At 68.9% G+C, this 20639-nt stretch carries 19 protein-coding genes; 12 read left to right on the top strand and 7 right to left on the bottom strand.

Translation table 11 applies throughout. The annotated features are described in order from the left end of the window. Positions 1 to 491 precede the first annotated feature (491 nt). The gene (locus tag QZ607_RS12720; RefSeq protein ID WP_295883095.1) at positions 492 to 1115 is read left to right on the top strand and encodes a calcium-binding protein; all 624 of its coding nucleotides are present in this window, start codon (positions 492 to 494) and stop codon (positions 1113 to 1115) included. Positions 1116 to 1215: 100 nt separating this feature from the next. Here the strand turns inward: QZ607_RS12720 and QZ607_RS12715 are convergent, their stop codons facing one another. Together QZ607_RS12715 and QZ607_RS12710 are read right to left on the bottom strand one after the other, a co-directional pair. Continuing rightward, positions 1216 to 2346, bottom strand: a complete 1131-nt coding sequence (locus QZ607_RS12715) for an ankyrin repeat domain-containing protein (RefSeq protein WP_295883093.1) — start codon at positions 2344 to 2346, stop codon at positions 1216 to 1218. A 349-nt stretch (positions 2347 to 2695) separates the two neighbouring features. Further along, the gene (locus QZ607_RS12710) at positions 2696 to 3193 is read right to left on the bottom strand and encodes a hypothetical protein (protein WP_295883092.1); all 498 of its coding nucleotides are present in this window, start codon (positions 3191 to 3193) and stop codon (positions 2696 to 2698) included. A gap of 1853 nt (positions 3194 to 5046) precedes the next feature. On the opposite strand from QZ607_RS12710, the gene QZ607_RS12705 reads away from it, so the two are divergent. The 3 genes from QZ607_RS12705 to QZ607_RS12695 all read left to right on the top strand — a co-directional run bounded on the left by QZ607_RS12705 (position 5047) and on the right by QZ607_RS12695 (position 7389). Beyond that, the gene (locus QZ607_RS12705; RefSeq protein WP_295883090.1) at positions 5047 to 5967 is read left to right on the top strand and encodes a hypothetical protein; all 921 of its coding nucleotides are present in this window, start codon (positions 5047 to 5049) and stop codon (positions 5965 to 5967) included. 102 nt (positions 5968 to 6069) lie between these two features. Then, positions 6070 to 6732 carry a hypothetical protein gene (locus tag QZ607_RS12700; protein WP_295883087.1) on the top strand — a complete coding sequence of 221 codons (663 nt, stop codon included), beginning with the start codon at positions 6070 to 6072 and terminating at the stop codon, positions 6730 to 6732. A gap of 90 nt (positions 6733 to 6822) precedes the next feature. Further along, on the top strand, positions 6823 to 7389 hold the full coding sequence (locus QZ607_RS12695; protein WP_295883085.1) for a hypothetical protein: 567 nt from the start codon (positions 6823 to 6825) through the stop codon (positions 7387 to 7389). Positions 7390 to 7522: 133 nt separating this feature from the next. Here QZ607_RS12695 and QZ607_RS12690 read toward each other — a convergent pair whose 3' ends face one another. Next, a complete protein-coding gene (locus tag QZ607_RS12690) occupies positions 7523 to 9331 on the bottom strand; it encodes an asparagine synthetase B (RefSeq protein WP_295883083.1) in 1809 nt (602 codons plus the stop codon). A 267-nt stretch (positions 9332 to 9598) separates the two neighbouring features. Between QZ607_RS12690 and QZ607_RS12685 the strand changes: the two genes are divergently transcribed. From QZ607_RS12685 to QZ607_RS12670, 4 genes are all read left to right on the top strand, one after another. Beyond that, positions 9599 to 10180: a DUF3365 domain-containing protein gene (locus QZ607_RS12685; RefSeq protein ID WP_295883081.1), complete on the top strand. Its 582-nt coding sequence runs from the start codon at positions 9599 to 9601 to the stop codon at positions 10178 to 10180. Positions 10181 to 10243: 63 nt separating this feature from the next. Continuing rightward, positions 10244 to 10741: a hypothetical protein gene (locus tag QZ607_RS12680; protein WP_295883079.1), complete on the top strand. Its 498-nt coding sequence runs from the start codon at positions 10244 to 10246 to the stop codon at positions 10739 to 10741. Positions 10742 to 10799: 58 nt separating this feature from the next. Further along, positions 10800 to 12023, top strand: coding sequence for an NAD(P)/FAD-dependent oxidoreductase (locus QZ607_RS12675; protein WP_295883077.1), 1224 nt, complete (start codon positions 10800 to 10802; stop codon positions 12021 to 12023). A gap of 39 nt (positions 12024 to 12062) precedes the next feature. After that, a complete protein-coding gene (locus QZ607_RS12670) occupies positions 12063 to 12605 on the top strand; it encodes a putative 2OG-Fe(II) oxygenase (RefSeq protein WP_295883075.1) in 543 nt (180 codons plus the stop codon). 72 nt (positions 12606 to 12677) lie between these two features. On the opposite strand, the gene QZ607_RS12665 is transcribed toward QZ607_RS12670, so the two are convergent. Further along, positions 12678 to 13091 carry a hypothetical protein gene (locus QZ607_RS12665; protein ID WP_295883073.1) on the bottom strand — a complete coding sequence of 138 codons (414 nt, stop codon included), beginning with the start codon at positions 13089 to 13091 and terminating at the stop codon, positions 12678 to 12680. A 47-nt stretch (positions 13092 to 13138) separates the two neighbouring features. Between QZ607_RS12665 and QZ607_RS12660 the strand changes: the two genes are divergently transcribed. Continuing rightward, entirely contained in the window at positions 13139 to 13795 is a 657-nt protein-coding gene (locus tag QZ607_RS12660; protein WP_295883070.1) for an ankyrin repeat domain-containing protein, read from the top strand. A gap of 384 nt (positions 13796 to 14179) precedes the next feature. After that, the gene (locus QZ607_RS12655) at positions 14180 to 16015 is read left to right on the top strand and encodes a sodium:proton antiporter (protein ID WP_295883068.1); all 1836 of its coding nucleotides are present in this window, start codon (positions 14180 to 14182) and stop codon (positions 16013 to 16015) included. Between the two features lie 175 nt (positions 16016 to 16190). On the opposite strand, the gene QZ607_RS12650 is transcribed toward QZ607_RS12655, so the two are convergent. Then, positions 16191 to 17078 carry a CPBP family intramembrane glutamic endopeptidase gene (locus QZ607_RS12650; protein ID WP_295883067.1) on the bottom strand — a complete coding sequence of 296 codons (888 nt, stop codon included), beginning with the start codon at positions 17076 to 17078 and terminating at the stop codon, positions 16191 to 16193. 213 nt (positions 17079 to 17291) lie between these two features. Here QZ607_RS12650 and QZ607_RS12645 point away from each other — a divergent pair, with 213 nt between their 5' ends. After that, complete coding sequence (locus tag QZ607_RS12645; RefSeq protein ID WP_295883064.1) at positions 17292 to 18134, top strand: TOBE domain-containing protein; 843 nt, start codon at positions 17292 to 17294, stop codon at positions 18132 to 18134. A 74-nt stretch (positions 18135 to 18208) separates the two neighbouring features. Here the strand turns inward: QZ607_RS12645 and modD are convergent, their stop codons facing one another. Both modD and QZ607_RS12635 read right to left on the bottom strand, forming a co-directional pair. Then, on the bottom strand, positions 18209 to 19066 hold the full coding sequence (gene modD / locus QZ607_RS12640) for a ModD protein (protein WP_295883060.1): 858 nt from the start codon (positions 19064 to 19066) through the stop codon (positions 18209 to 18211). A gap of 150 nt (positions 19067 to 19216) precedes the next feature. Next, on the bottom strand, positions 19217 to 19645 hold the full coding sequence (locus QZ607_RS12635; protein WP_295883056.1) for a molybdopterin-binding protein: 429 nt from the start codon (positions 19643 to 19645) through the stop codon (positions 19217 to 19219). 231 nt (positions 19646 to 19876) lie between these two features. On the opposite strand from QZ607_RS12635, the gene modA reads away from it, so the two are divergent. After that, positions 19877 to 20635 (top strand): molybdate ABC transporter substrate-binding protein, encoded by a 759-nt coding sequence (modA, locus tag QZ607_RS12630; RefSeq protein WP_295883053.1) that lies wholly within the window; start codon positions 19877 to 19879, stop codon positions 20633 to 20635. Positions 20636 to 20639 lie beyond the last annotated feature (4 nt).

Here is a 20639-nt window from a genome sequence, read left to right as displayed (position 1 = left end):
TCATAAGGCCTGCACTGATCAGCTTTACGCTGATATCCAACCGCATTTATCCCCTGAGCTGCACTTTACCCTGTGGCAACGGCGTTTGCCCCAGCGGACCGCCCGTTCCCGACCCAGCGAGATGAGCGTCTCGCCGGTCATGCATGAGCACAGATGCGGACCCCGCCCTGCACGCATTGGAGGCATACAGCCACCAGCGGCGCTGCCCCCCAACCGAAAGCCACTGAAGCTGAGTGTTTCCCCCGTCTGCGCGCCCAGCATTTCCCCATTCTGTGCCAATTCCGCGGTCGCAGCCAATGCCGTTTGATCCCGGTCAGCCCGCAAGGATCATTCGGCGCCTATGGTTGCAGTTAATGCCTTCAGCACATCTCTCTCTCACACGAAAAAAACCACCGACCTTCACGGCCTCTGTTGTTGAAAGCCGAATGCAAGGCCCGCCGACGCCCAGGTTTTCATCCCCCCTCAAGGGAGCATCCACAATGGTCGAGGCAATGAGTGAACGGTTCGTGTTGATGGGCTGCCTGGTGCTCGTCGGCGTGTGCACTGCGGTACAGGCCGCCGCGGAGCCGAGCGATGAGAACACGGCCATCGGGCTTGTCATCCAATGCCCGTACATACCCGAGGGCGTCGACCCCGTCCCGCTCTGTCAGGGACGCCCGGCGACCTGCGTCGGCACCGACGGTGACGATGTGCTCTGGGGCACCGAAGACGACGAGGTCATCATGGCGCTCGGCGGCGATGATGTCGTCCAGGCCGATGCCGGCGACGACATCATCTGCCTGGGTCCAGGCGATGACACCGCCCACGGCGCCCAAGGCGACGATTTCATCTTCGGTGGCGACGGGAATGATTCACTGTTCGGGGCGCGCGGCAGCGATTCCCTGTACGGCGAGGGGGGACGCCGCGACGTGCTCTTCGGCGGCCCGGAAGAGGACTATCTCGACGGCGGACCCGGCGAGGCCGACGTCTGCTTGCAGCAGCGCGACGATGCGACGGTGAACGAGTCGACCTGTGAGGTCGTCTTTCCGCCGCTCGGGTTCACGCACTCCCGCCAGGACGCCATCCCGCCGGGCGTGGTGGAGTCGGCGGTGCCACAGAAGGCCAAGCAGCCTTAAGGCGACGGCGGCCGGTCATCAGAACAGCGGTGACAAGGGGGGCCCGGCCGGCACGCCGGCGGGCCGTGGCCGACTGAAGTCGGCATGCCCAAGGCCCCAGCTACGGCAGGCGCTGCGCCGTGCCGCCGACGCTGTGGACCCTGTTGAGACCGCCACTGCCCGCACCGCCGCAGCCTGTGCCGGGGCCGCAACGGGTCATCAGCACCCTGGCGACGTCCCATTGATTGGCGGACTCGGCCGTCTCCAGCGGCGTCTGTCGGAGCTGATCGCGCACGTCCAGGCGCGCACCGGCGTCCACCAGATGGGCCGCCACTTCGACGCGCCCCTTGCGGGCCGCCTCGTGCAGCGGCGTGCGTCCGCGCCCGTCCATGCCGTTGACATTCGCGCCCGCGGCCAGGAGCACCTTGACGACATCGAGCTGGCCCGTGACGGCGGCATCGTGCAAGGGCATGTTACCCGGACGATCCCTGGCCTCGATGCGTGCGCCGCCCTCGATCAACAGGCGGGCCACCTCGGCATTCCCCTCGCGGGCAGCGAGATGCAGCGGGGTTTTGTCCAGCTCGTCGGCGGCATTCGGATCAGCGCCGTTCGCGAGCAGCAGGCGAACCATGTCTTCGTAGCCGCGCTGGGCCGCGATGTGCAGCGGTGACGGCATATTCCGGGCGCAGTTACCCAGGCCGCCGGCCTCGATGAGAAAGCGCGCCACCGCCACATGGTTCCGCTCCACCGCACTGTGGAGCGCCGTTTTTGCGCGCTTGGTGCAGGCCCCTGCCTTGGCGCCGTGCTCGATGAGCAGCTGCGCCAGCGCCGGATCGCGGCAGGACGCGGCCTGGTGCAGCGGCGTCTCGCCGTGCTTGTTGGTGAGGTCGGCGCTCGCACCCGCGTCGATGAGGTAATGGGCGGTTTCCAGCCGGCAGTGGCTCGCCGCCTTGTGCAGCGGCGTGTCTTCGTAGGAGTTTCTCAGGTCGGCGTCGGCGCCTGATTCGAGCAGCAGCTTGACCGCGTCGAGACGGCCGGCCGCCGCGGCATAGTGCAGCGGCGTCTGCCCCGTGTTATCGACGGTATCCGGACCGATGCCGGCGGCAAGCGACTTCCGCAGCTCCTCGACATCGCCGGTCATCGCCGCTTCGAAGATGGTCATCTTGGGCTCCGACCCGCCACAGCCGGACAGTGCGCCGAGGACCAGCATGACCCAGAGCAGGGGCTGACGGCGAATGCGTTGAGTCGTCATGGTGCGTTCCGGATAGGTCGTTGTCGTTATGGTCGGCGCGATCAGGGTCAGCTCCTGCCTGTTCTGACGATGGCCACCGCAGGCCGCGAGCAACGGCAGGTGGGGCTGGAGATCACGGCTGGAAGCCCCCGCCCCACGCCGGCGCATGGATCTTGCGCAGAGCGTGGCGGGCGCTCCGCCGAGCCCAGGTCTCACCGGTGCGGTCATGGCGATACGTGTATGAGGACGGGGCGCCCACAACAGCACGGCTTCCCCCATTTTAGACTGCGACAGCCGACGCCGCCCGAATCCGGCTGCACCGAGGCCGCCGGAGCGCCGCGCCGGATGCGCGGCGCATCCTCGCCTGCGCCTACCAGGGCATCATGCTGTTCATGAAATTCATCGGCCGCCCGATGCTTTGATTGAGGCCGGAGACGTTGCCGCTGATGTGCTGGGTGGCGGAGGTGATGGCGGCCATCTGTGTATTCATCGTCTGCATGCTGCGGGTCATGGTGCCGATATCCGTCTCCAGCGACTCCATGCTCAGGTCCATGGCCTGGATATGGAAGCTGATGTCTTCCATCTGCTCCAACATCGGCGGCATGGTGCTCATCTGCCCGGAGATGGTCAGCACCGTGGAATTCATGGCCGTCACCGTGCCGGTGAGGTCGTCCAGGTTGATGGAGATGTCCCGCACCGTGCCGGTCAGTGCGTCGATGTTCTGCGAGATCTGGCCCATGCGCTCGGACATGAAGCCCATGTTCAGATACACGGTATCGGCCATCCGGTCCACGTCCTCGACCAGACTGAAGATGAGAAAGAAGCCGTAGGCCGCCAACACCACGAAGGCGAACAGCGATGGGAACACAATAAGCTGCCAGCGCCGGGCGCTGGCTTCGAGCGACCTGACCAGATCACACAGTGAGTCATGGTCGGTGACAAGGGTCCCGTCGCCCGGGCCCCGACGCGCCGCGTCCTTCCCGGCATGCCCGGACGCCGCCGACGCAGCGCCGCCGCCGTTCGGTGCTGATGATCTCGGTGACACGTCTCGCTGGCCCCCAGACTGTAGGAATCATCGCGAAGGTGTCCGCGTTCCTACGTCGGCCGCGGTACTTCAGCGACTCTCGCGGGCGCCCCCGGTCGGTCTCGTCGCACCACAGCTTTCACGAATCCTGAGACTGCCGGTATCAGGGAATGACCCATTGCTCGCCACGAAGGGGGCAACGGAGACTGGTGCTGTGCAAGCTCGGGATGCATCCACGACCAAGCCGAGTCCAGACGCGGCGCATCTCCGAGCCTTTAAGAATCCAGGTGTCGCCGCCGGGCTCGCGTTGGAGACGTTGTCCGGGCCATGTCGCCGGCCCCCACATCGCGTCAACATCACCGGGATGACGAGTCTCGATCAACGCATCCCGTACACGCCGTCTCCGGGCAGACATCAATTGCCCGGCCGGCACGGCCCACCTGTCGTCGAGCATCCAGCCCCACACGCAGCTTGGGCTCAGACGGAGCCCAGAGCGTCCCGGGGCCGCATGTCAGCGCGCCCGGCGCAGGCCCCGTCGCCGATGTGCGGCCATCTCCCGTGCGGTGTGAATAGGCTCCCGGGCGTCGCCGCCGCTTAGAGCTTGTTCTGAAACGGATCGTTGTGGCACACGATGGCCACAAGCAAGGCCGCGCTGATGAGCGCGGCCATGACGCCGCTGATGGTCAATGCATCGAGACACATGTTACTGCCTCCGGTCTGCCAACTGGCTGACCTTTTTTCCACGGTTCAGCGCCACACGACGCGCCTCATCGCGGGGCCTCCGGCCCCGCCTGCCACGCCGGAACCCTCCGGCTCCGCCACTCAATCGTCGTCCGATGGTCCTCAGTGATCTCTCGCAGATGCATTGCATCTGCGACCAACAACTGCTTCCGTCCCAAGATACCCCCGGGGTCTGGATACCCCGCCTAAAACAATAGGCGAGGTCCCACGTCAATGACGGCACTACTTCTGCCCGGGTTGTGACACGGGTCAGTCAGGTCGCACGCTGAATTTGACAATTTTCAATGCAGCAAAAAAAGCCGTGGGGACCGACTTTTCTGTTCATCCCACCAATGCAGCGAACGGTCCAATGCGCCGACGAAAGCGCTTTTGCCTCAGTCTCCCTGTAAGCGTCGCGCATACAGCCGGGAATCAATCGGGTAATGCCCGTCAGACATAATACTCCCTACGCCCCCATGCTGCGTTTGTTCTTTAATCAGGGAAACTCATGATCCACACACAGGGTTTTCGCTGCATCGACGTCGCCCGCTGGCCTTGGAGAGGAAAAGGCAACGCACACAGAGCGCGGATCATGCATGGCCGGATCGATGAGCGCTCATTGCGCGCGCGCCATGGGCGCTTGCATTGGCACCTCAATCCAGGTGCCGACGCGAGCGCCATCGGTAAAAACCCGGGGCAGGCTAGCAAATTGATCCAGATCAGTTCTGGGTTACCTGAGACACCTGGCGAGCAGCGCCTGGTGCTGGTAGCACCTGTACCCGGCGATGGCTGCGGTCTGGCCGGGGGTGCGGCGACACAGGTCGCCGTGGGTCCGCAACATGGCCGAACACCCACCGAAACCACCAAACGATCGAGGAGTGATGATGATGAATCGATGGAAGAGACAGCGGGTACCGCTCGTTCTATCGACGACGGTCGGCGCGGCATTCTGCCTCGCCGCACCGCATGTCAGTGCGGTGACGTCCTACCTGAACGACTTCAATGCCCTGTATGGCACGGATGGCACCGTGCTGGACACCTGCGTCATCTGTCACGTCAACACCACAGGGGGGAACCGTAACGACTACGGCAACGCCTTCGCAGTGGAGAACGCGACCGCCGTCAGTCCCACACAGGCGCTGATCAACATCGAGCCGCAGGACTCAGACGGCGACACGATCAGCAATGTCGACGAAATCATGGCGCTGACCTTCCCGGGCGACTGCGCGGACCCGGACCCCACCGCCTGCGGCGCCAATCCGGAGCCGCCGCCCGGCACCATCACCGAAGGCCCGACGCTCTTCGGCTGCTACGAGTGGGATCGCTACCCGGACGAGCGCCTGGCGCTCAGCATTAAGCGCTATGGCGGCCTGGTGACCACGGAGCCGCGTAACGACTTTATCGAGGCCCAGAACCAGACCAACCACGGCGTCCACGGCAAGCACGTCGGCCCCTGTGGCGTCGGTACGGTGGGCGCCGTCGGCGGCACCTTCCTCAAGGCCAAGGACATCGGCTCCAAGCTCGGCCTGCGGACCATGACCGTGCGCGGCGGCGGCGGCATGGACACCTGCCGGGAGGTCATCATCGACTGCACCTCGGAAGAGGATGTGCAGCTGCCGACGGAATTCGAATGCCGCAGCCGCAACGAGTTCGATGTCTTCCACGGCAAGTCCGAGCTCAAGCTGGTGGAAAACTCGGCGGACGACCCGCTGTGTCAGGCCTTCGACGGCTACCCGGCGACACCCTCCGGTGACGGGAGCGCGAGCGGCCTCCTCGCCGCCGCCGACGACGATGATGATGATGACGACGACGACGACGACGATCATGACGATGATGATCATGACGACGATGACGATGACGACGACGAGCGCGGCGAGCGCCGGGGCCGGGAGGACTGATGCCATGAGCCCAGCACCCGGTCACCACAGGCAGTCCCGGATCCCGTCCGGCGCTGCACAGCCATCGCGTTCCAATCCGAACCGTCTTGGGAGGAGGTCATGATGCAACGGTATTCCATGCTCAAACTGGCGGCGGTGCCGCTGCTCACCGCAAGCGCCCTGCTGGCCAGCGGCGTCGCGCTCGCCGATGGCGCGACCAACGACAGCATCGCCTGCTACAAGTGGGACCAGTTCCCCAAGGAGCGGCTCAATCTCGGCGTCCGTCGCGGCGGGCCGCTCTCGTCACCGCAGGACGAGAACGACTTCGGCCACCCGGCGCAGCGCACCAGCGGCGTGCACGCGAAGCACGTCGGCGTCTGCGGCGAGGACACGGCCGGCGCCGTGGAGGGCGCCGTGGTGACGGCAGCCGCCACCGGTGCCCGCATGGGCCTGCACACCATGGTGTCCCGCGGGCGCGAGGCGCGCGGTAACGGCCGTGGCCGCGGTGAGACCTGCCGCGCCGTGTTCCTCGACTGCTGGTCCGAGGAGAACGCACTCACGCCGCAGGAATGGACCTGCCAGGGCCGCAACGAATTCGGCACCTATCTGGGCGAGTCCAGGCTTGAGCTGGTGGCCATCGACACGGCGCCGGACGACCCCCTGTGTGAGGGCTTCGAGGACGACGACGACTTCGAGGACTCGAACAAGGGCAAGGGTCCCACCGTCGCCAGCGGCACCCTGGGCGCCCAGCGCCCCGGCAAAGGGAGGGACCATGACGATGACTGACCAAAGCCCCGGCACCGCGTGTCGGTCCGCTCATCACACCCGGCCCGCGCCGGGTAACCCAGGTCACATCGCCACCCGGAGGTGCACCGCATGAAAGCCAACGCAAGAACCCTGCTCCTGACCGCCGGCGCCGTCGCGCTCACGCTCGGCGCCGTTGCCGAAGTCCCGGCGGATGCCAACGAGGAGGGCCAGGTCGCCCTGGTCTGCTACCAATGGGATGCCTTTCCCGAAGAGCGCCTGCGGGTCAGCATCCGCAAGCCGGCGCCGGTGACCGCCGTCGATCCGGCCGAGCAAGTGGAATGGGGCCTCACCGGCAAGCACGTGGGCGCCTGTGGCGAGGGCACCAGCCCCATCGTACGCGGCACCATCATCGCCGACGAGGTGGAGGGCAGCGCCCACATGGGCATCTACTCCATCGTCGTGCGCGGTGACGAAGACATGGAGACCTGCCGCACCGTCAACTGGAACTGCTCTGCGCCGGAACCCGTGCGCGCCCCGGACCAATGGCTCTGCGAGTCGCGCAACGAGTTCGACGTCTACCAGGGCTCCTCCACGCTCACCAAGATCACCGACCCCGCCGGTGATCCCCTGTGCGGCGTGTTCGAGACCGGGTTCGTGGACAGCGCGGAGGGCAGCGGCAGCGGCCAGGTGAACTGAGCCGTCGCGGCCGAGCCTTCGGGCTCGGCTGCCGTCCAAGGCCCTGGCCCATGCGCCATCGCCGCCAGGCGGCGGTGATGGCCTCCTCCCACGGCCCGAACAGAGATCGCCGCCGACGCCGCGTGCCCGCTCCTCAGTGGCTCGCGAGCCACTGCTCCAGCATCACCAGAATCCACAGCATCACGCCGTAGTACGAGGCATGCCCGCCGGCGTGCTGGGTGCGGATCCAGTCGACGTAGTCCGCCCGGACGATGCCGCGCCGGCCGAGCGTGCTGATGCTGTCCTCCGCCAGCTCCCGCAGTGGGGCGTACTCGCGCATCCAGAGCCCCACCGGGAGGCCGAAGCCGTGCTTGCGCTTCGCGATGATGTCCGCCGGCAGAAAGTCCGCCAGCGCCCGTTTGAAAAACCAGCGCAGCTGGGTGCGCTTCAGGTGCATCGTCGGCGGCACCCTGGCCGCGAAGGCGAGCATGCGGTCGTCCAGCAGCGGGTAGCGCACGTCCATGCCGGCGAGCTGGCAGGCCTGGTTGACCTTGCGCAGATCGTTGTCCGCCAGCGTGATCTTCAGGTCCAGGTGCATCATGCGGTTGATGGCGGAGCGCGACGCCGCGCGGCCATACACCTCGCGCAGGTTCGCAAGCGGCGCGCCCGTGTCCACCCGGGCCAGGAAATCCGGCTCGAAGATGTCGGCGAGCGGCGTGCGATGCAGGAAGTTGTAGGTCTCGAAGCGGTCCGGCAGCGGCACTTCGGCCTGGTCGATGTAGCTCCGTGCCTTGCGCACCGGCGGCAGGCCGCCCAGGCCCGGCAGACGGACCGTGCCCCACAGCGCGCGCCGCAGCGCCGCCGGCACCCGGCCCCATTGCTCGAACAGCCATTGGTTGGCGTAGCGCTCGTTACCGCCGAAGATCTCGTCCCCGCCGTCGCCGGCGAGCATGACATCGATGCCGTCGCCGCGGGCGAAGCGCGCGCACAGGTAGGCGGGCACGATGGAGGCGTTGCCGAAGGGCTCGTCGCACCAGGCGGCCACCCTGGGCACCGCATCCACCACATCCGGGGCCGTGACATAGTATTCCCGCGGCCTGGTGCCGAAATGCTGCGCGGCGATGCGCGCATAGGCCATTTCATCGAAGCCCTCGGCGTCGAAGCCCATGGAATAGGTCGGCACCGCCTCGCCGCGCAGTCGCCGCCAGGTGCCGGCCACTGTGGAGCTGTCCGTGCCGCCGCTGAGAAAACAGCCGACGCGCCCGTCCCCCGCCGCCGCATCCCCCACCACCTGCGGCAGCAGGGCGCGGAATTCGGCCTTCCGGTCATCGAAGCCCGCCTGCCCGGACCGGTCGGCGCCGTCGGCGTAGGGCATGCGCCAGTAGAAGCGGGTCTGCACCGGTGCCGCGGCGTCCACGCCGTCGAAGCGGATGACCTGCGCGGGCAGCAGCTTGGTGACGCCGGTGTAGATGCTCCCGGGGCTCGGGATCATGTGGAAATACAGGTATTCGAACAGCGCCTGGTCGCTCACCCTGAGCTTGGGCCCCGGCAGCGCGCCCAGCGCCGAGAGCCGGCTCGCGAAGCCGATGCAGCCCGGGCGGCGCAGCAGATAGAGCCCGCGGGCGCCGGCCCGGTCCACCGCCAGCAGCAGCCGGCCGCGGCGACGGTCCAGCAGGGCCAGCGCAAAGGGACCGTGCAGGGCCTGAAGCCACCGCTCGCCGTCGCGGCGCCACTGGGCCGCGAGGTCCGCGGCGCTCCCGGCCCGGGTGTCGGACACCAGCAGGACGCAGTCGTCGTCCGCATGGCAGCCGGCGCTCGCGACGCCGCTCACACCGCCGCGGAAGTCCGGCACATCGGCCGTACAGACCACCCCACCGCCGCCGGCGCTGCCCATGTCCGCCAACACCGCATCCGCCGCCGCCGGCTCCGGCAATGCGCCGAGCCATCCGAAAATCCCCGTCATGAGCCCCCCTGAATTATCTGGGCGGCGAGTATACGCGAGCCACCGCCGAGGAAGCGGAGACCGGGCCTTCGGTTGCGCTTTGCCATGGGCCGGGCCGAGCGACTGTCTCATAGTCCTCCGCCGCACGCGGTTGCAACCCACACCGGGCGGACTAATTTAGCGCCGCGAGTCCGGGGCGGTGCCGGCGGTGCCCGGGCAGCGCACAACGCCGGCCCGCCCGCCGCACCGTCGTCATCGTCCCAGTCCGGCATCCGAGGAGATCACACCATGCAAAAGCCCCTGCTCGCCGGCAGTACGCTGGCACTCACCGCCGCGCTCGCCGCTGCATCCCTCTCCGCCGCGGAGACCACTCAGGAGGATGCCGAGCAAGCGCGTCAGCTGATCAAGACCTTCGCCACCACCCTCCAGGGCGAGCTCAAGGCGGCCATGCAGGCGGGTGGCCCTGTGAACGCCGTCGGCGTGTGCAAGGACAAGGCCCCAGCCATCGCCGCAGAGCTGTCCGAGGAGAGCGGCTGGGAGGTCGGGCGCACCAGCCTCAAGACCCGCAACACGGCGCTGAATGCCCCGGACGCCTGGGAGACCGAGGTGCTGGAGCAGTTCGAGTCCCGCAAGGCCAACGGCGAATCGCCCAAGGGCATGACCTACGCCTCCGTCGTGGACACGGAGGACGGCAAGATGTACCGCTTCATGCAGGCCATTCCGACACAGCAGGTGTGCCTCGCCTGCCACGGCGAGAGCATCGCGCTGGACTTGGCCAACGCCCTGGATGCGGCCTATCCTGATGACCAGGCGCGCGGCTACTCGCTCGGCGACATCCGCGGTGCCTTCACGCTGTCGAAGCCGTACTGAGGCTCTGCGGGCGCCCGGGCGCTTCGGCGGCCCACCCACCCAGGCCACGTGGAGGGCGGGCAGATGCCGCAAGACCGCTACAACATCGTCTTCGCCGGTGCGCTCGTCGCCGGCGCCGACCCGGCGGCGGTGCGGGCCAAGCTCGGCAGCACCTTTCGTCTGGACGCCGCCCAGCTGGACAATCTCTTCAGCGGCCAGCCCGTGGTGGTGAAGCGCGACGTGGACCTGATGACCGCCACGCGCTTCCAACAGGCCTTCCTCGCCGCCGGCGCGCGCGCCGAGATCGAGTCCCTGGCGCCGATCGCGCCGCCACAGACCGGCGACGCAACAGCCGGGGCCGACACCGCCGGCCTGTCCCTCGCCCCGCCCGGCGTGCCGCTGGAGGAGCTCGACGACCGCGGCCCACCACGCCAGCCGGACACCAGCGCACTCAGCCTGCTGCCCGGCGAAGGCTGGGACCTCTCCGACTGCGCGCCGCCGCCCCTGCCGACGCCGGAGTTCGACCTCTCCGCGCTCGCGCTCGAGCCCCTCGACGCCCGCCGCCGCGAGGACGCAGAATAGCGGGCTCGCCGGCGCAGCACGCGTCTCTCTCCGGCCGCCGTTCAGTCCCGACACAGCCATGAGCGACAGACCGTCCCACATCGTCATAGGCGCCGGCATCAGCGGCCTGAGCGCCGCCCACTACGCCGCCCGCAACGGCCGGAGCACCCTGGTGCTGGAGGCGGATGCGCGCCCCGGCGGCTGCATGCACACCCACGCCTTCCCGGAGCTCGGCGGCTACTGGGTGGAGGCCGGCAGCCACAGCTGCTTCAACAGCTACGGCAATCTGCTCGGCATCATGGACGAGCTCGGCATTCTCAGCCGCGCCACGGCCAAGGCCAAGCAGAGCTACAAGCTCTGGCAGGGCGGCGCGCGCAAGTCCATCGTCTCCGCCCTGCACCCTTTCGAGCTGGTGCGCTCGCTGCCCAAGCTCTTCGGCGGCGACAAGGCGGGGGCCAGCGTGCGCGAGTACTACGGCCGCGGCCTGGGCCGCAAGAACTACCGGGACCTGTTCGGCCCCGCCTTCCGCTCCGTCATCTGCCAGCCGGCGGACGACTTCCCGGCCGAGGCCCTGTTCCGCAAAAAGCCCCGGCGCAAGGACGTGCTGCGCAGCTTCACTATGCCGGAGGGATTGAGCGAGATCCCACAGGCCATGGCTGCCGCACCCGGCATCACGCTCCTCACCGGCGCCGCCGCCACCGCCATCGCACGCGAGGGCGAGGGCTTCAGCGTCACCTGCGCCGACGGCAGCCGCCACGGCGCGGACTGGCTCACGCTGGCGGTGCCGCCGGATGTGGCCGCGGCGCTGCTGGCGGACGCCGCACCGGACGCGGCGGCCATCGTCGGCGCCATCGCCATGGCGGAGATCGACACCCAGCTGCTGGTGTTCGACAAGTCCGACCTCGGTGTCGATGCCCTCGCCGGCTTCATCAGCGTGGACGGGGACTTCCTCTCCGCCGTATCCCGGGACTTCCTGGACCACCCCGAGCTGCGCGGCTTCGCCTTCCACTTCCCCGGCGACCGGCTGGACGAGCAGGCCCGCATCGCCGCCGCCTGCCGCGCCCTGGACGCACAGCCCGAGCGGCTGCGCGCGGCGGCCTCCGTGCGCAATCGGCTGCCGGCGCTGCGCAAGGGCCACGCGGAGCAGGTGGCGGCGCTGGACCGGGCGCTCGCCGGCGACCGCCTCGGCATCACCGGCAACTGGTTCCTCGGCGTCTCCATCGAGGACTGCGTCACCCGCAGCCGCAGCGAGCACGAGCGCCGCTACGGCGGCCCGGCGCAGACCGCCGCCGCAGCGGCCTAGGGCGCGCAGCGGCAGCGGCTGACGGCGCACCGCACCAGCATGTCGGAGCAGACAGGCGACAGAGCCCGGCAGATTGCGCCCATCTCGGCGCACCGCTATCCGCAGGCGGATGCCGTGAACGGCCCGCTGGCGGCGGCCTTCTCGACCCTGACCGACGCCGATTTCAGCCGCCGCAGCCACTTCATCGATGGCCGCTTCGAGAATCTGTATCTGGATCGCGCAAGCCTGCCCGGACTGACAGCGGTGCTGGACTTCGCCACCACCACCGCGGCGGCGCGGCTTGGACCGGAATGCCCGCCGCTTCGCTGCGGCTTCTGGCTCAACGCCATGCCTCCCGGCAGCAGCACCAGCCACCACGACCACGCCGAGCATGACGAGCTGCTGTCGGGGGTCTACTATGCCACGGCGCCCGCGGACAGCGGCGACATCTGCTTCAGCGACGAGCCTTTCCGTATCCGCGTCACACCGGTGCCCGGAATGCTGCTGCTCTTCCCGCCGACGCTGCTGCACTGGGTGGAGCCCCATCGCGGCGCGGGGCTCAGGCTCTCGGTGGCCTTCAACCTCGGGCCCGAGCCGGCGTGAGTCCGATGCCGCCGACGGCAGCCCACCCGGCGGCGGCGCACCGGACCGGCCCGATGGGACGACCCGATGGGCTTAGGGATCGTCGCGGATGATGATGCGCTCCACTTCGGAGACACGGATGCGCCGCCCGTCCAGGGTACGGATGGTCTGCTCGCCCACGTCCGTGCGCCTGGCCTCGAAGCGCTCCACGGCGCCGGTGATGGGGTTCGCAACCTCGACGGTGATGATGTCGCGCCCGCGCTCCCAGCCCTGGAGCAGCGTGAGTGCGCTGCCCACCAGCATGGTCACCACCACCACGCCCGCCGCGAGCTGGATCAGATTTCGGCGCGCGAAGAGCGCAGTTGGGCCGCGGGCGCTGTCGCTGTCACCGCCGCGCGGCGCGTCTGCGCCCCGGCGGGCGGCGTCTCCCGCGCTTTCCGCACGCTGGCGGATCACATAGAAGGCCAGCACGATGACGGCGGCGGTGAGCAGGAACTTACCGAGCATGGGCGTTTGTCTGAGATCGCACTGTTGAAGGAGCCTTCCCCCAAGCCATGCGAAGCATACTGAGCCTCGGCACCATACTCGGCTGTCTGCTGCTGCTGCAAGGCTGCGACGCCCCGCCGAAGCCGAGCGGCAACTTCCACCACGCGGTGCAGAGCGCCGACCTGGTGCAGGTGAAGCGCCACCTGTACTGGGGCACAGACCCGAACCAACCGGGCCCCGGCGGGCAGCCGCCGCTCAGCATCGCCGTGGGCGACGGCAAGGTGGCCATCGCGAAGGAGCTGCTCAAGCACGGCGCCGACCCCATGGCCACCGGCCCGGACGGCGACACGGCGCTGATGACCGCACTGATGCGTGGCCGCGTGCCGGCGGCGGAGCTGCTGCTTCAGCGCGGCGCCAAGGACGACCCACAGGCCCTCTTGCGCCGGCTCATCGAGCGCGGCGCCCTGGACCGCGACACCCTGGACCTGCTGCTGGACGAAGGTGCCGACCTCGGGCTGGCCGACGCCGGGGGCTCAACCCCACTGGCACAGGCCGTGCAGACGAACAGCGTCAACATCGCCAAGCTCCTGCTGGAGCGCGGTGCGCCGCTGGCACCCACGGGAAAACGCGCCGAAGACGCCCCGGCGCCCCGGGTCCCAACGGCCGCCGACATCGCCGAGCCCGTGATGGTGCAGCTGCTGCGGCGCTACGGCGTCATCGAGTGAGCAGGGCGCATTCGGTCGCCGCTGAGTATGGGCGGGATGGGGTTCAGGCACGCCGCCGTTGATTTGTTCAAGCAACCAGCGCAGCGGAAACGGACCTCGACGTCCCGGTTTCCGCCGCAAGCGCAGCTCAAGCACCGACCCCAGATCGAGCGCCGCAAGCCCCCCCTGGAAGCCGACCGTCGCTGCCGTCTCGTCGTGACCGTTGCGCCGTTGCGCCGCAGCGTCCGTTGCGTGCGTACAAGCATCTGCTGACGACCTCGCGCCGAGCGACGCCGCCATCTCACCAGCACCGCCCAGCCAAGCGCCCAAACCGCCCTTCCGGTAACCTGCGCGCGTCCTCTCGCCGTCCAGGGCCATCTCGGGGCCGTCCAGGGAGCTTCGCCCATGCACCACCTCACCGAAATCCTTGCCCTGCTGATGGTGCTCGGCATCGGCGCGCAATGGCTCGCCTGGCGCTTTCAGGTCCCGGGCATCGTGCTGCTGAGCCTGGCCGGGCTGTTGATCGGCCCGGTGCTCGGCATCCTGCGCCCGAGCGAGGCCCTGGGCGACGCCTACCAGCCGCTCATCAAGCTCGCGGTGGCCGCCATCCTGTTCGAAGGCGGGCTCTCGCTCAGGTTTGCGGAGCTGAAGCAATCGGCGGCCGTGGTGTTCCGGCTCACCACGATTGCAGTGGTGCTGTCGCTGGGCCTCACGGCCTGGGTGGCCCATGGCATCGTCGGCATGGATTGGGCGGTGGCCCTGGTGTTCGGCGCCATCACCGTGGTGACGGGGCCGACGGTCATCCTGCCGCTGCTGCGACAGGCCAAGCTCAAGCGCCGGCCGGCGTCTTTCCTCAAGTGGGAGGGCATCGTCAACGACCCGACGGGCGCAGTGCTGGTGGTGGTGGTGTTCAACTACTTCGTCGGCGCCGACGCCGGTCAGCTGGAGGCGACGCTTAAGCACTTCGGCATCGGCGTCGGCATCGCGCTGCTGCTCGGTGGCGTCGGCGGCTGGGCGCTGGGCCGCGCCTTCCTGGCCGGGCTGGTGCCCGAGTATCTCAAGGGCGCCGTGGCGCTGGCGGCGGCCATCGGCGCCTATGCCCTGTCCAACCTGGTGCTGGAAGAGTCCGGCCTCATCGCCGCCACCGTCATGGGCGTGGTGCTGGGCAACATGAACCTGCCGAGCATGGGCGAGATCCGCCGCTTCAAGGAGTATGTCGCGGTGCTGCTGGTGTCCGGCGTCTTCCTGCTGCTGACGGCGGACCTGGACCCGGCCATCCTCGCCGCGCTCGACTGGCGCAGTGCGCTGCTCATCCTCGCCGTGGTGTTTCTGGTGCGCCCGGCGGTGGTGTGGCTGTCCACCCTCGGCGCCGGCATGAGCTGGCAGGAGCGGGCGCTGGTGGGCTGGATCGCGCCCCGCGGCGTGGTGGCAGCCGCCGTCGCCGGCGTGTTCGGACCGCTGCTGGCGGAGCGCGGGCTCGCCGGCGCCGAGCTGCTGCTGCCGCTGGTGTTCGTGCTGATCTTCACCACCGTGGTGCTGCACGGCTTCAGCCTGGGCCGGGTCGCCCGCAACCTGGACCTGAGCGCCCGCCACCACGGCGGGCTCATCATCGCCGGCGGCAGCGCCTGGAGCAACGGCCTGGCCGCCCGCCTGCACGAGCAGGAGGTGCCGGTCATCGTCGCCGACAGCGCCTGGCATCGGCTGCGCAGCGCCCGCCAAGCCGGTGTGCCGGTGTACTTCGGCGACCTGCTCTCGGAGCATGCCGAGCATGCCCTGGAGCTCGGCGCCTTCGGCAGCCTGCTCGCCGCCACCAACAACGACGCCTACAACGCGCTGGCCTGCGCGCGCTTCGCCCCGGAGCTCGGCCGGCAGAACATCTTCCAGCTCGCCGGCAACGACAGCGCCGAGCCCCACAAGCCCGCCCCGGAGCTGCGCGGGCGCCCTGCCATGGGCCATGACGTGCAGTTCGAAGACTTGCAGCGGCGCTGGTACCAGGGCTGGGGCTTTCGCTGCAGTGAGCTCACCGACACCTTCGACGCCAAGGCCTTCACGTCTTCGCTGCCCGACGACGCCGTGCCCGTGCTGGTGATCGGCACGAGCCACGCCGTCCGGCTGCTGGAGGCGGACAAGCCCCTGCGCGCCGAGCCCGGCGAGCGGGTGGTCTGGCTCGGCCCCAAAGGCAGCGAAGAGGCCCACGCGCCCGACGAGCGGGCGGCGGACCGGGCGCGGCCGTTGGTTTGAGTTGAGTTGCGAGTTACGAGGGGGGCGAGGCTGCGCGATGCTCAGCGGCACGGCGCAGGCGCGTCGTTCAGTGAGCGGGGCAGGACGATGGTGATCGCTCACCGCAGCTGACCCCGTCGCCGCGTTGCGCCCCCCGGGGCCGCCGAGCTTCACTCGGCACCACCGCCGACCCAACCTACGCCGGCGGCACGCCCCTGCGCCGCCCGATCCCGCTCACACCCCAAAACGCCAGTGCCAGCACGCCGATCCAGGCCGCCGCCAGCAGGCCGATGACACCATCGTAGCTGCCGGTGACAAAGGCAAAGGCCGCGCCGTCATCGGCGTCGGTGAGCCGCCGCGAAAGCTGGATCACGAACACCCAGCCCGCGTGCAGGCCCACGCCCCAGGCGATGTGCCCGGCGCGCTCGCGCACCAGCGCCAGAAACACCCCCACCAGGAACAACGCCAGCAGGGAGTCCAGATGGCGCCAGTCGGCGACACCGGCGAAGACGCCGGCGAACATGGCCCAGCCGCCCGCCCAGTCGAAGGGCACACCGGGCGGCAGGTCGTGCGGCTTCAGGAAATGCAGCAGCGCATACAGCGCCGCAGACCAGACCACCGCCGCGCGCAGCCCCTCGCGGCGGCGGATGGCGCCATACAGCGCACCACGGAAGAAAAGCTCCTCCAGCAGACCGATGAGCAGCCCGCCCACCAGCGCCGCGACGGCCTTCTCCAGCACGAGCCAGACCAGGCCGTCCGCCGGCAGGTCCGCCACCCGCACCTCAAGCGCCAGCAGCGCCCAGAGCAGCGCCCCGAGGATCGCCACGCCCAGCACCCAGCCGACGGCGACCTCCAGCAGAAAGCGCCGCCGCGGCAGCTGAAGCCCAAGCGCCGCCTTGCTGTCCAGCCGCAGCAACTTCAGGAAGGGCCAGAGCCCGAGCAGGATGTAGATCTGCGCGAGCCGCCCCATGACCCGTCGCGGCGGCTCGTCGATGAGGCCCGTGTCCATCAGCGGCACCGCGGTCAGCACTGCCAAGAGCAGGCAGCAGAACAGGTAGGCGAAGAAGACGGCGGTGGTGCGCATGCGGGAAGTTTGAAGTTTGCAGGGTGAAGTTTGAAGGGGTGGGGTCGGCGTACGGATGGAGCCGCGGCGCTCGATCTGCGATGCTTGATGCTGACCTGAGACCCGGCTGAATGCCCGCAGCACGCCCTGCTTGGCCGGGAACAAGCGGCCGGCTTTGCCCCAAGCTCAAGCAGCATCAGCGGCCGCACACCGAGCAGCGACAGCGCCGACGCCATGCCGTCCCCACCACGCCAAGACCGCCCACCCTTCAATGTCGCGGGCCGCCTGTGGCTCAGCGTGGACGAGGTGGCCTTCCTCGGCGAAGAGCGCATTGCGCTGCTGGAGCAGATCGAGCAGCGCGGCTCCATCACCCAGGCCGCCAAGGCCGTCGGAATCAGCTACAAGGCCGCCTGGGATGCCGTGGACGCCATGAACAACCTCGCCCCGGCGCCTGTGGTGGCCACCGCCACCGGAGGGCGCGGCGGGGGCGGTACGCGGCTCACGGAGGCCGGCAAGCGGCTCATCGCCGCCTATCGCACCATCGCCGCCGAGTACGAGCGCTTTCTCGCCGGCGTGAATGCCGCCCTGGGCGACACCGGCGGCGTGCTCGGGGATTCCGACAGCGCCCTGGACCTGCTGCGCCGCCTGGCGCTGCGCACCAGTGCGCGCAACCAGTTCGTCGGGCGCATCGCCGCCGTCACCGTGCGCACCGTGGATGCCGAGGTGACCCTGGCGCTGCCAGGTGGCGAGCAGATCACCGCCGGCGTGACCAACGAGAGCGTTGAGCTCCTGGGCCTGAAACCGGGGCGACGGGTCTGGGCGTTGGTCAAGGCGGTGGGGGTGGACATCCTGGCAACACCGCCCGCGGACCTGCCGCCACGCAGCAATGTCCTGTGCGGGCGGGTGGAGCGCATCCTGCACGGCGACGGACCGGCGGAGGTGGTCATCGCGCTCGGCTCCGGCGTCACGGTGCGCGGCGTCACCACCGACGCGCGCCTTGCGGCACTCGGCATCCGGGAGCAGGGCGAGGCCTGCGCCGCGTTCCCGGCCGCCGCCGTCATCATCGGCGTGGATTGAGCAAGCAAGCCGCGCCCCTCGCCCCTCGCCCCTCGCCCCTCGCCCCTCGTCAGTCACTCGTCACTCGTCACTCGTCACTCGTCATTAGAACAAAACCGCACCTGCACATCCCGCGGTGGTGCCACATGGGGCGCCGTGGTCACCAGCAGCCGTGCCCCGGCACGGGCATAGGCCTCGGCGTTACCGGGGCTGATGCCGCCGGCGGCCGCGACCACGGCGCCCGAGCCCCGTGCCGCAAGCCGCTCCACCACGTCCGACACCTGTTCCGGCGCAAATTTCTCCAGCTGCAGCACGTCCGCCTCGGCCCAGGCAAGGGCCTCGTCCGGCGTGGCGACCTCCACCACCACGCGCTTCTCCGGGCACAGGCGGTGCAGCCGGCGCACCGTCTCTGCCGGCGTCTCGCCGCGCAGGAACTGCCGATGCTCGGCGAAGATCAGCAACGTCTCGGACAGGCCATTGCGGTGCATCACCGCCCCACCAGCCTTACAGGCCTTCACCGCGAGCCGCCGGTTGCCGGGCACGTTCTTTCGGGTGCAGGCCACCAGGGCATCCGGGCTGCCGCGGCGGGCGGCGGCGACGATCTCCGCGGCGCGGCTCGCCAAGCCCCCGCACCACTCCATCAGCGTCTGCGCGCTCTTCCAGCCCCGATGCAGGGCGCCGGCACTGCCATGGGCCTGCAGCAGCAGGGTCTCCGGGCCGGCGTCGTGGCCGGAGGCGACGCAAGCCTCGGCCTCGGCACCGCAGAGCTCGAGCATGCGCACCGCCTCCTCGACACCGCAGACGGTCATCGGGTCGCGCGCGAAGAAGCGGATGCTGCCGGGCTCCTGGGCGATGCCCAGGGAGTCGGTGGTGAGGTCGCCGAAGGGGACATCCTCGGCCAGGAGCTGATGCAGCTCCTGATCGCTCAGGATCGGAGGTACGGATACAGGCATGGGTCGATTCCGTGGGGATTGGGACGTGGCGCTTGCCGCCATTGTCGTGAAGCCGACAGGGCGCCGGGTCGGCCCCAGGTGCGCACCCTCGGCGCGCACCGGGCGCTGTCAGAGCCGGTTGCGCGTTATATTCCAGTGCATATAACGCTGTCAGCTCGGCACGCCGATGATGACCTGCGGCGCCTTGACCACCGCTGTCGCCGGTGCGCCCTCCGCGAGTCCCAGAGCCTCGCACGCGGCATGTGTAATGGTGGCGTGCACTGCTGCGCCGGACGGCAGTCCAATGGTCACCGCGGCATGGATCGGCCCATTCTCCAGTGCTGTGACACGGCCGGCGAAGCTGTTCCGTGCCGACAGACGGACGCCGGAGTCCTCGGTCATCACCAGCACGGAGGAGGCCTTCACCAGGGCGATAACGTCTTCTCCTGCTTTTATATTCAGTGATTTAACGCTCTCGCTGGTGACCACGGCGACGATCTCCTCGCCGCCCGGCAAGGCCACCGCCACTTCGGCGTTGACCGCACCCGGGGTCACGGCGACCACCTTGCCCTGGAACTGATTGCGTGCGCTGATTTTCATGGCTTCTCCTGAGAAGGATCGGGGGACATATCGGGCTGACGTGGCGCACCACGGGCGCACCCGCGGACAGCTCCACCTCTGAGCGGCGCAGCGCCACGACCACCCGGCATGCATTCTGCATACCATCAAGGCAACGCGACTGCGCTGTATCCGTGGCTATATTGCGAAAACGCAATCCCCGGCCGAACCGCGCTCGCAGACCAGCACGCATGCACCGATCAGGAGTCCGCCATGACCAGTCCCCGCCAGATCATCACCGCCGGTATCCTAGCCGCCGCCTGCGTCGGCAACGCCGCCGCCGGTGAAGCGCAGATCGCCGTCGCCGCCAACTTCACAGCGCCGATGAAAGCCATTATCGAGCTGTTCGAAGCCGATACCGGGCACACCGTGAGGGCGTCTTACGGCTCCACCGGCAAGCTCTATGCCCAGATCAAGAACGGCGCGCCCTTCGAGGCCCTGCTGGCCGCGGACCAGCGGCGGCCCGAGCTGTTGGAGGAAGAAGGCGTTGCCGTGGACGGCTCTCGCTTCACCTACGCCATCGGCTCCCTGGTGCTTTGGTCAGCGGACGCGGACAAGGTGCAGGACGGCCCGGCGCTGCTCGAATCCGGCGACTTCAACAAATTGTCGATCGCCAACCCAAAGCTGGCGCCCTATGGCGAGGCGTCCCTCGAGACCCTCGAGGCCCTCGACCTGAAAGCCGCCATCGAGCCCAAGCTCGTCATGGGCGAGAACATCGCCCAGACCTATCAGTTCGTGGACACCGGCAATGCCGACATCGGCTTCGTGGCCCTGTCGCAGGTCATGGAAGGCGGCGCGATCACCAGGGGCTCCGGCTGCATCGTGCCCGCCGGCCTGCACGAGCCCATCCGCCAGGATGCCGTGATCCTGGCCCGCGGCGAGGACGATACGGCGGTGGCGGCGTTGTTCGAGTATCTGCGCGGGGAGAAAGCGCGCGGGGTGATTCGGGGGTTTGGGTATTTGGCGGAGTGAGGAA

Origin of the sequence: uncultured Thiohalocapsa sp. (assembly GCF_913063425.1) — a bacterium.
In the GTDB taxonomy this organism is placed as follows: Bacteria; Pseudomonadota; Gammaproteobacteria; order Chromatiales; family Chromatiaceae; genus Thiohalocapsa.
This window is presented reverse-complemented; position numbering and strand designations above follow the sequence as displayed.

Bases quoted from the DNA above. Each gene is read 5' to 3' on its own strand.
- QZ607_RS12695 (WP_295883085.1), top strand. From the start codon at position 6,823: ATGAAAGCCAACGCAAGAACCCTGCTCCTGACCGCCGGCGCCGTCGCG.
- QZ607_RS12675 (WP_295883077.1), top strand. From the start codon at position 10,800: ATGAGCGACAGACCGTCCCACATCGTCATAGGCGCCGGCATCAGCGGC.
- QZ607_RS12685 (WP_295883081.1), top strand. From the start codon at position 9,599: ATGCAAAAGCCCCTGCTCGCCGGCAGTACGCTGGCACTCACCGCCGCG.
- QZ607_RS12700 (WP_295883087.1), top strand. From the start codon at position 6,070: ATGCAACGGTATTCCATGCTCAAACTGGCGGCGGTGCCGCTGCTCACC.
- QZ607_RS12655 (WP_295883068.1), top strand. From the start codon at position 14,180: ATGCACCACCTCACCGAAATCCTTGCCCTGCTGATGGTGCTCGGCATC.
- QZ607_RS12650 (WP_295883067.1), bottom strand. From the start codon at position 17,078: ATGCGCACCACCGCCGTCTTCTTCGCCTACCTGTTCTGCTGCCTGCTC.
- QZ607_RS12665 (WP_295883073.1), bottom strand. From the start codon at position 13,091: ATGCTCGGTAAGTTCCTGCTCACCGCCGCCGTCATCGTGCTGGCCTTC.
- QZ607_RS12720 (WP_295883095.1), top strand. From the start codon at position 492: ATGAGTGAACGGTTCGTGTTGATGGGCTGCCTGGTGCTCGTCGGCGTG.
- modA (WP_295883053.1), top strand. From the start codon at position 19,877: ATGACCAGTCCCCGCCAGATCATCACCGCCGGTATCCTAGCCGCCGCC.
- QZ607_RS12680 (WP_295883079.1), top strand. From the start codon at position 10,244: ATGCCGCAAGACCGCTACAACATCGTCTTCGCCGGTGCGCTCGTCGCC.
- QZ607_RS12645 (WP_295883064.1), top strand. From the start codon at position 17,292: ATGCCGTCCCCACCACGCCAAGACCGCCCACCCTTCAATGTCGCGGGC.
- QZ607_RS12660 (WP_295883070.1), top strand. From the start codon at position 13,139: ATGCGAAGCATACTGAGCCTCGGCACCATACTCGGCTGTCTGCTGCTG.
- QZ607_RS12715 (WP_295883093.1), bottom strand. From the start codon at position 2,346: ATGACGACTCAACGCATTCGCCGTCAGCCCCTGCTCTGGGTCATGCTG.
- QZ607_RS12670 (WP_295883075.1), top strand. From the start codon at position 12,063: ATGTCGGAGCAGACAGGCGACAGAGCCCGGCAGATTGCGCCCATCTCG.
- QZ607_RS12690 (WP_295883083.1), bottom strand. From the start codon at position 9,331: ATGACGGGGATTTTCGGATGGCTCGGCGCATTGCCGGAGCCGGCGGCG.
- modD (WP_295883060.1), bottom strand. From the start codon at position 19,066: ATGCCTGTATCCGTACCTCCGATCCTGAGCGATCAGGAGCTGCATCAG.
- QZ607_RS12635 (WP_295883056.1), bottom strand. From the start codon at position 19,645: ATGAAAATCAGCGCACGCAATCAGTTCCAGGGCAAGGTGGTCGCCGTG.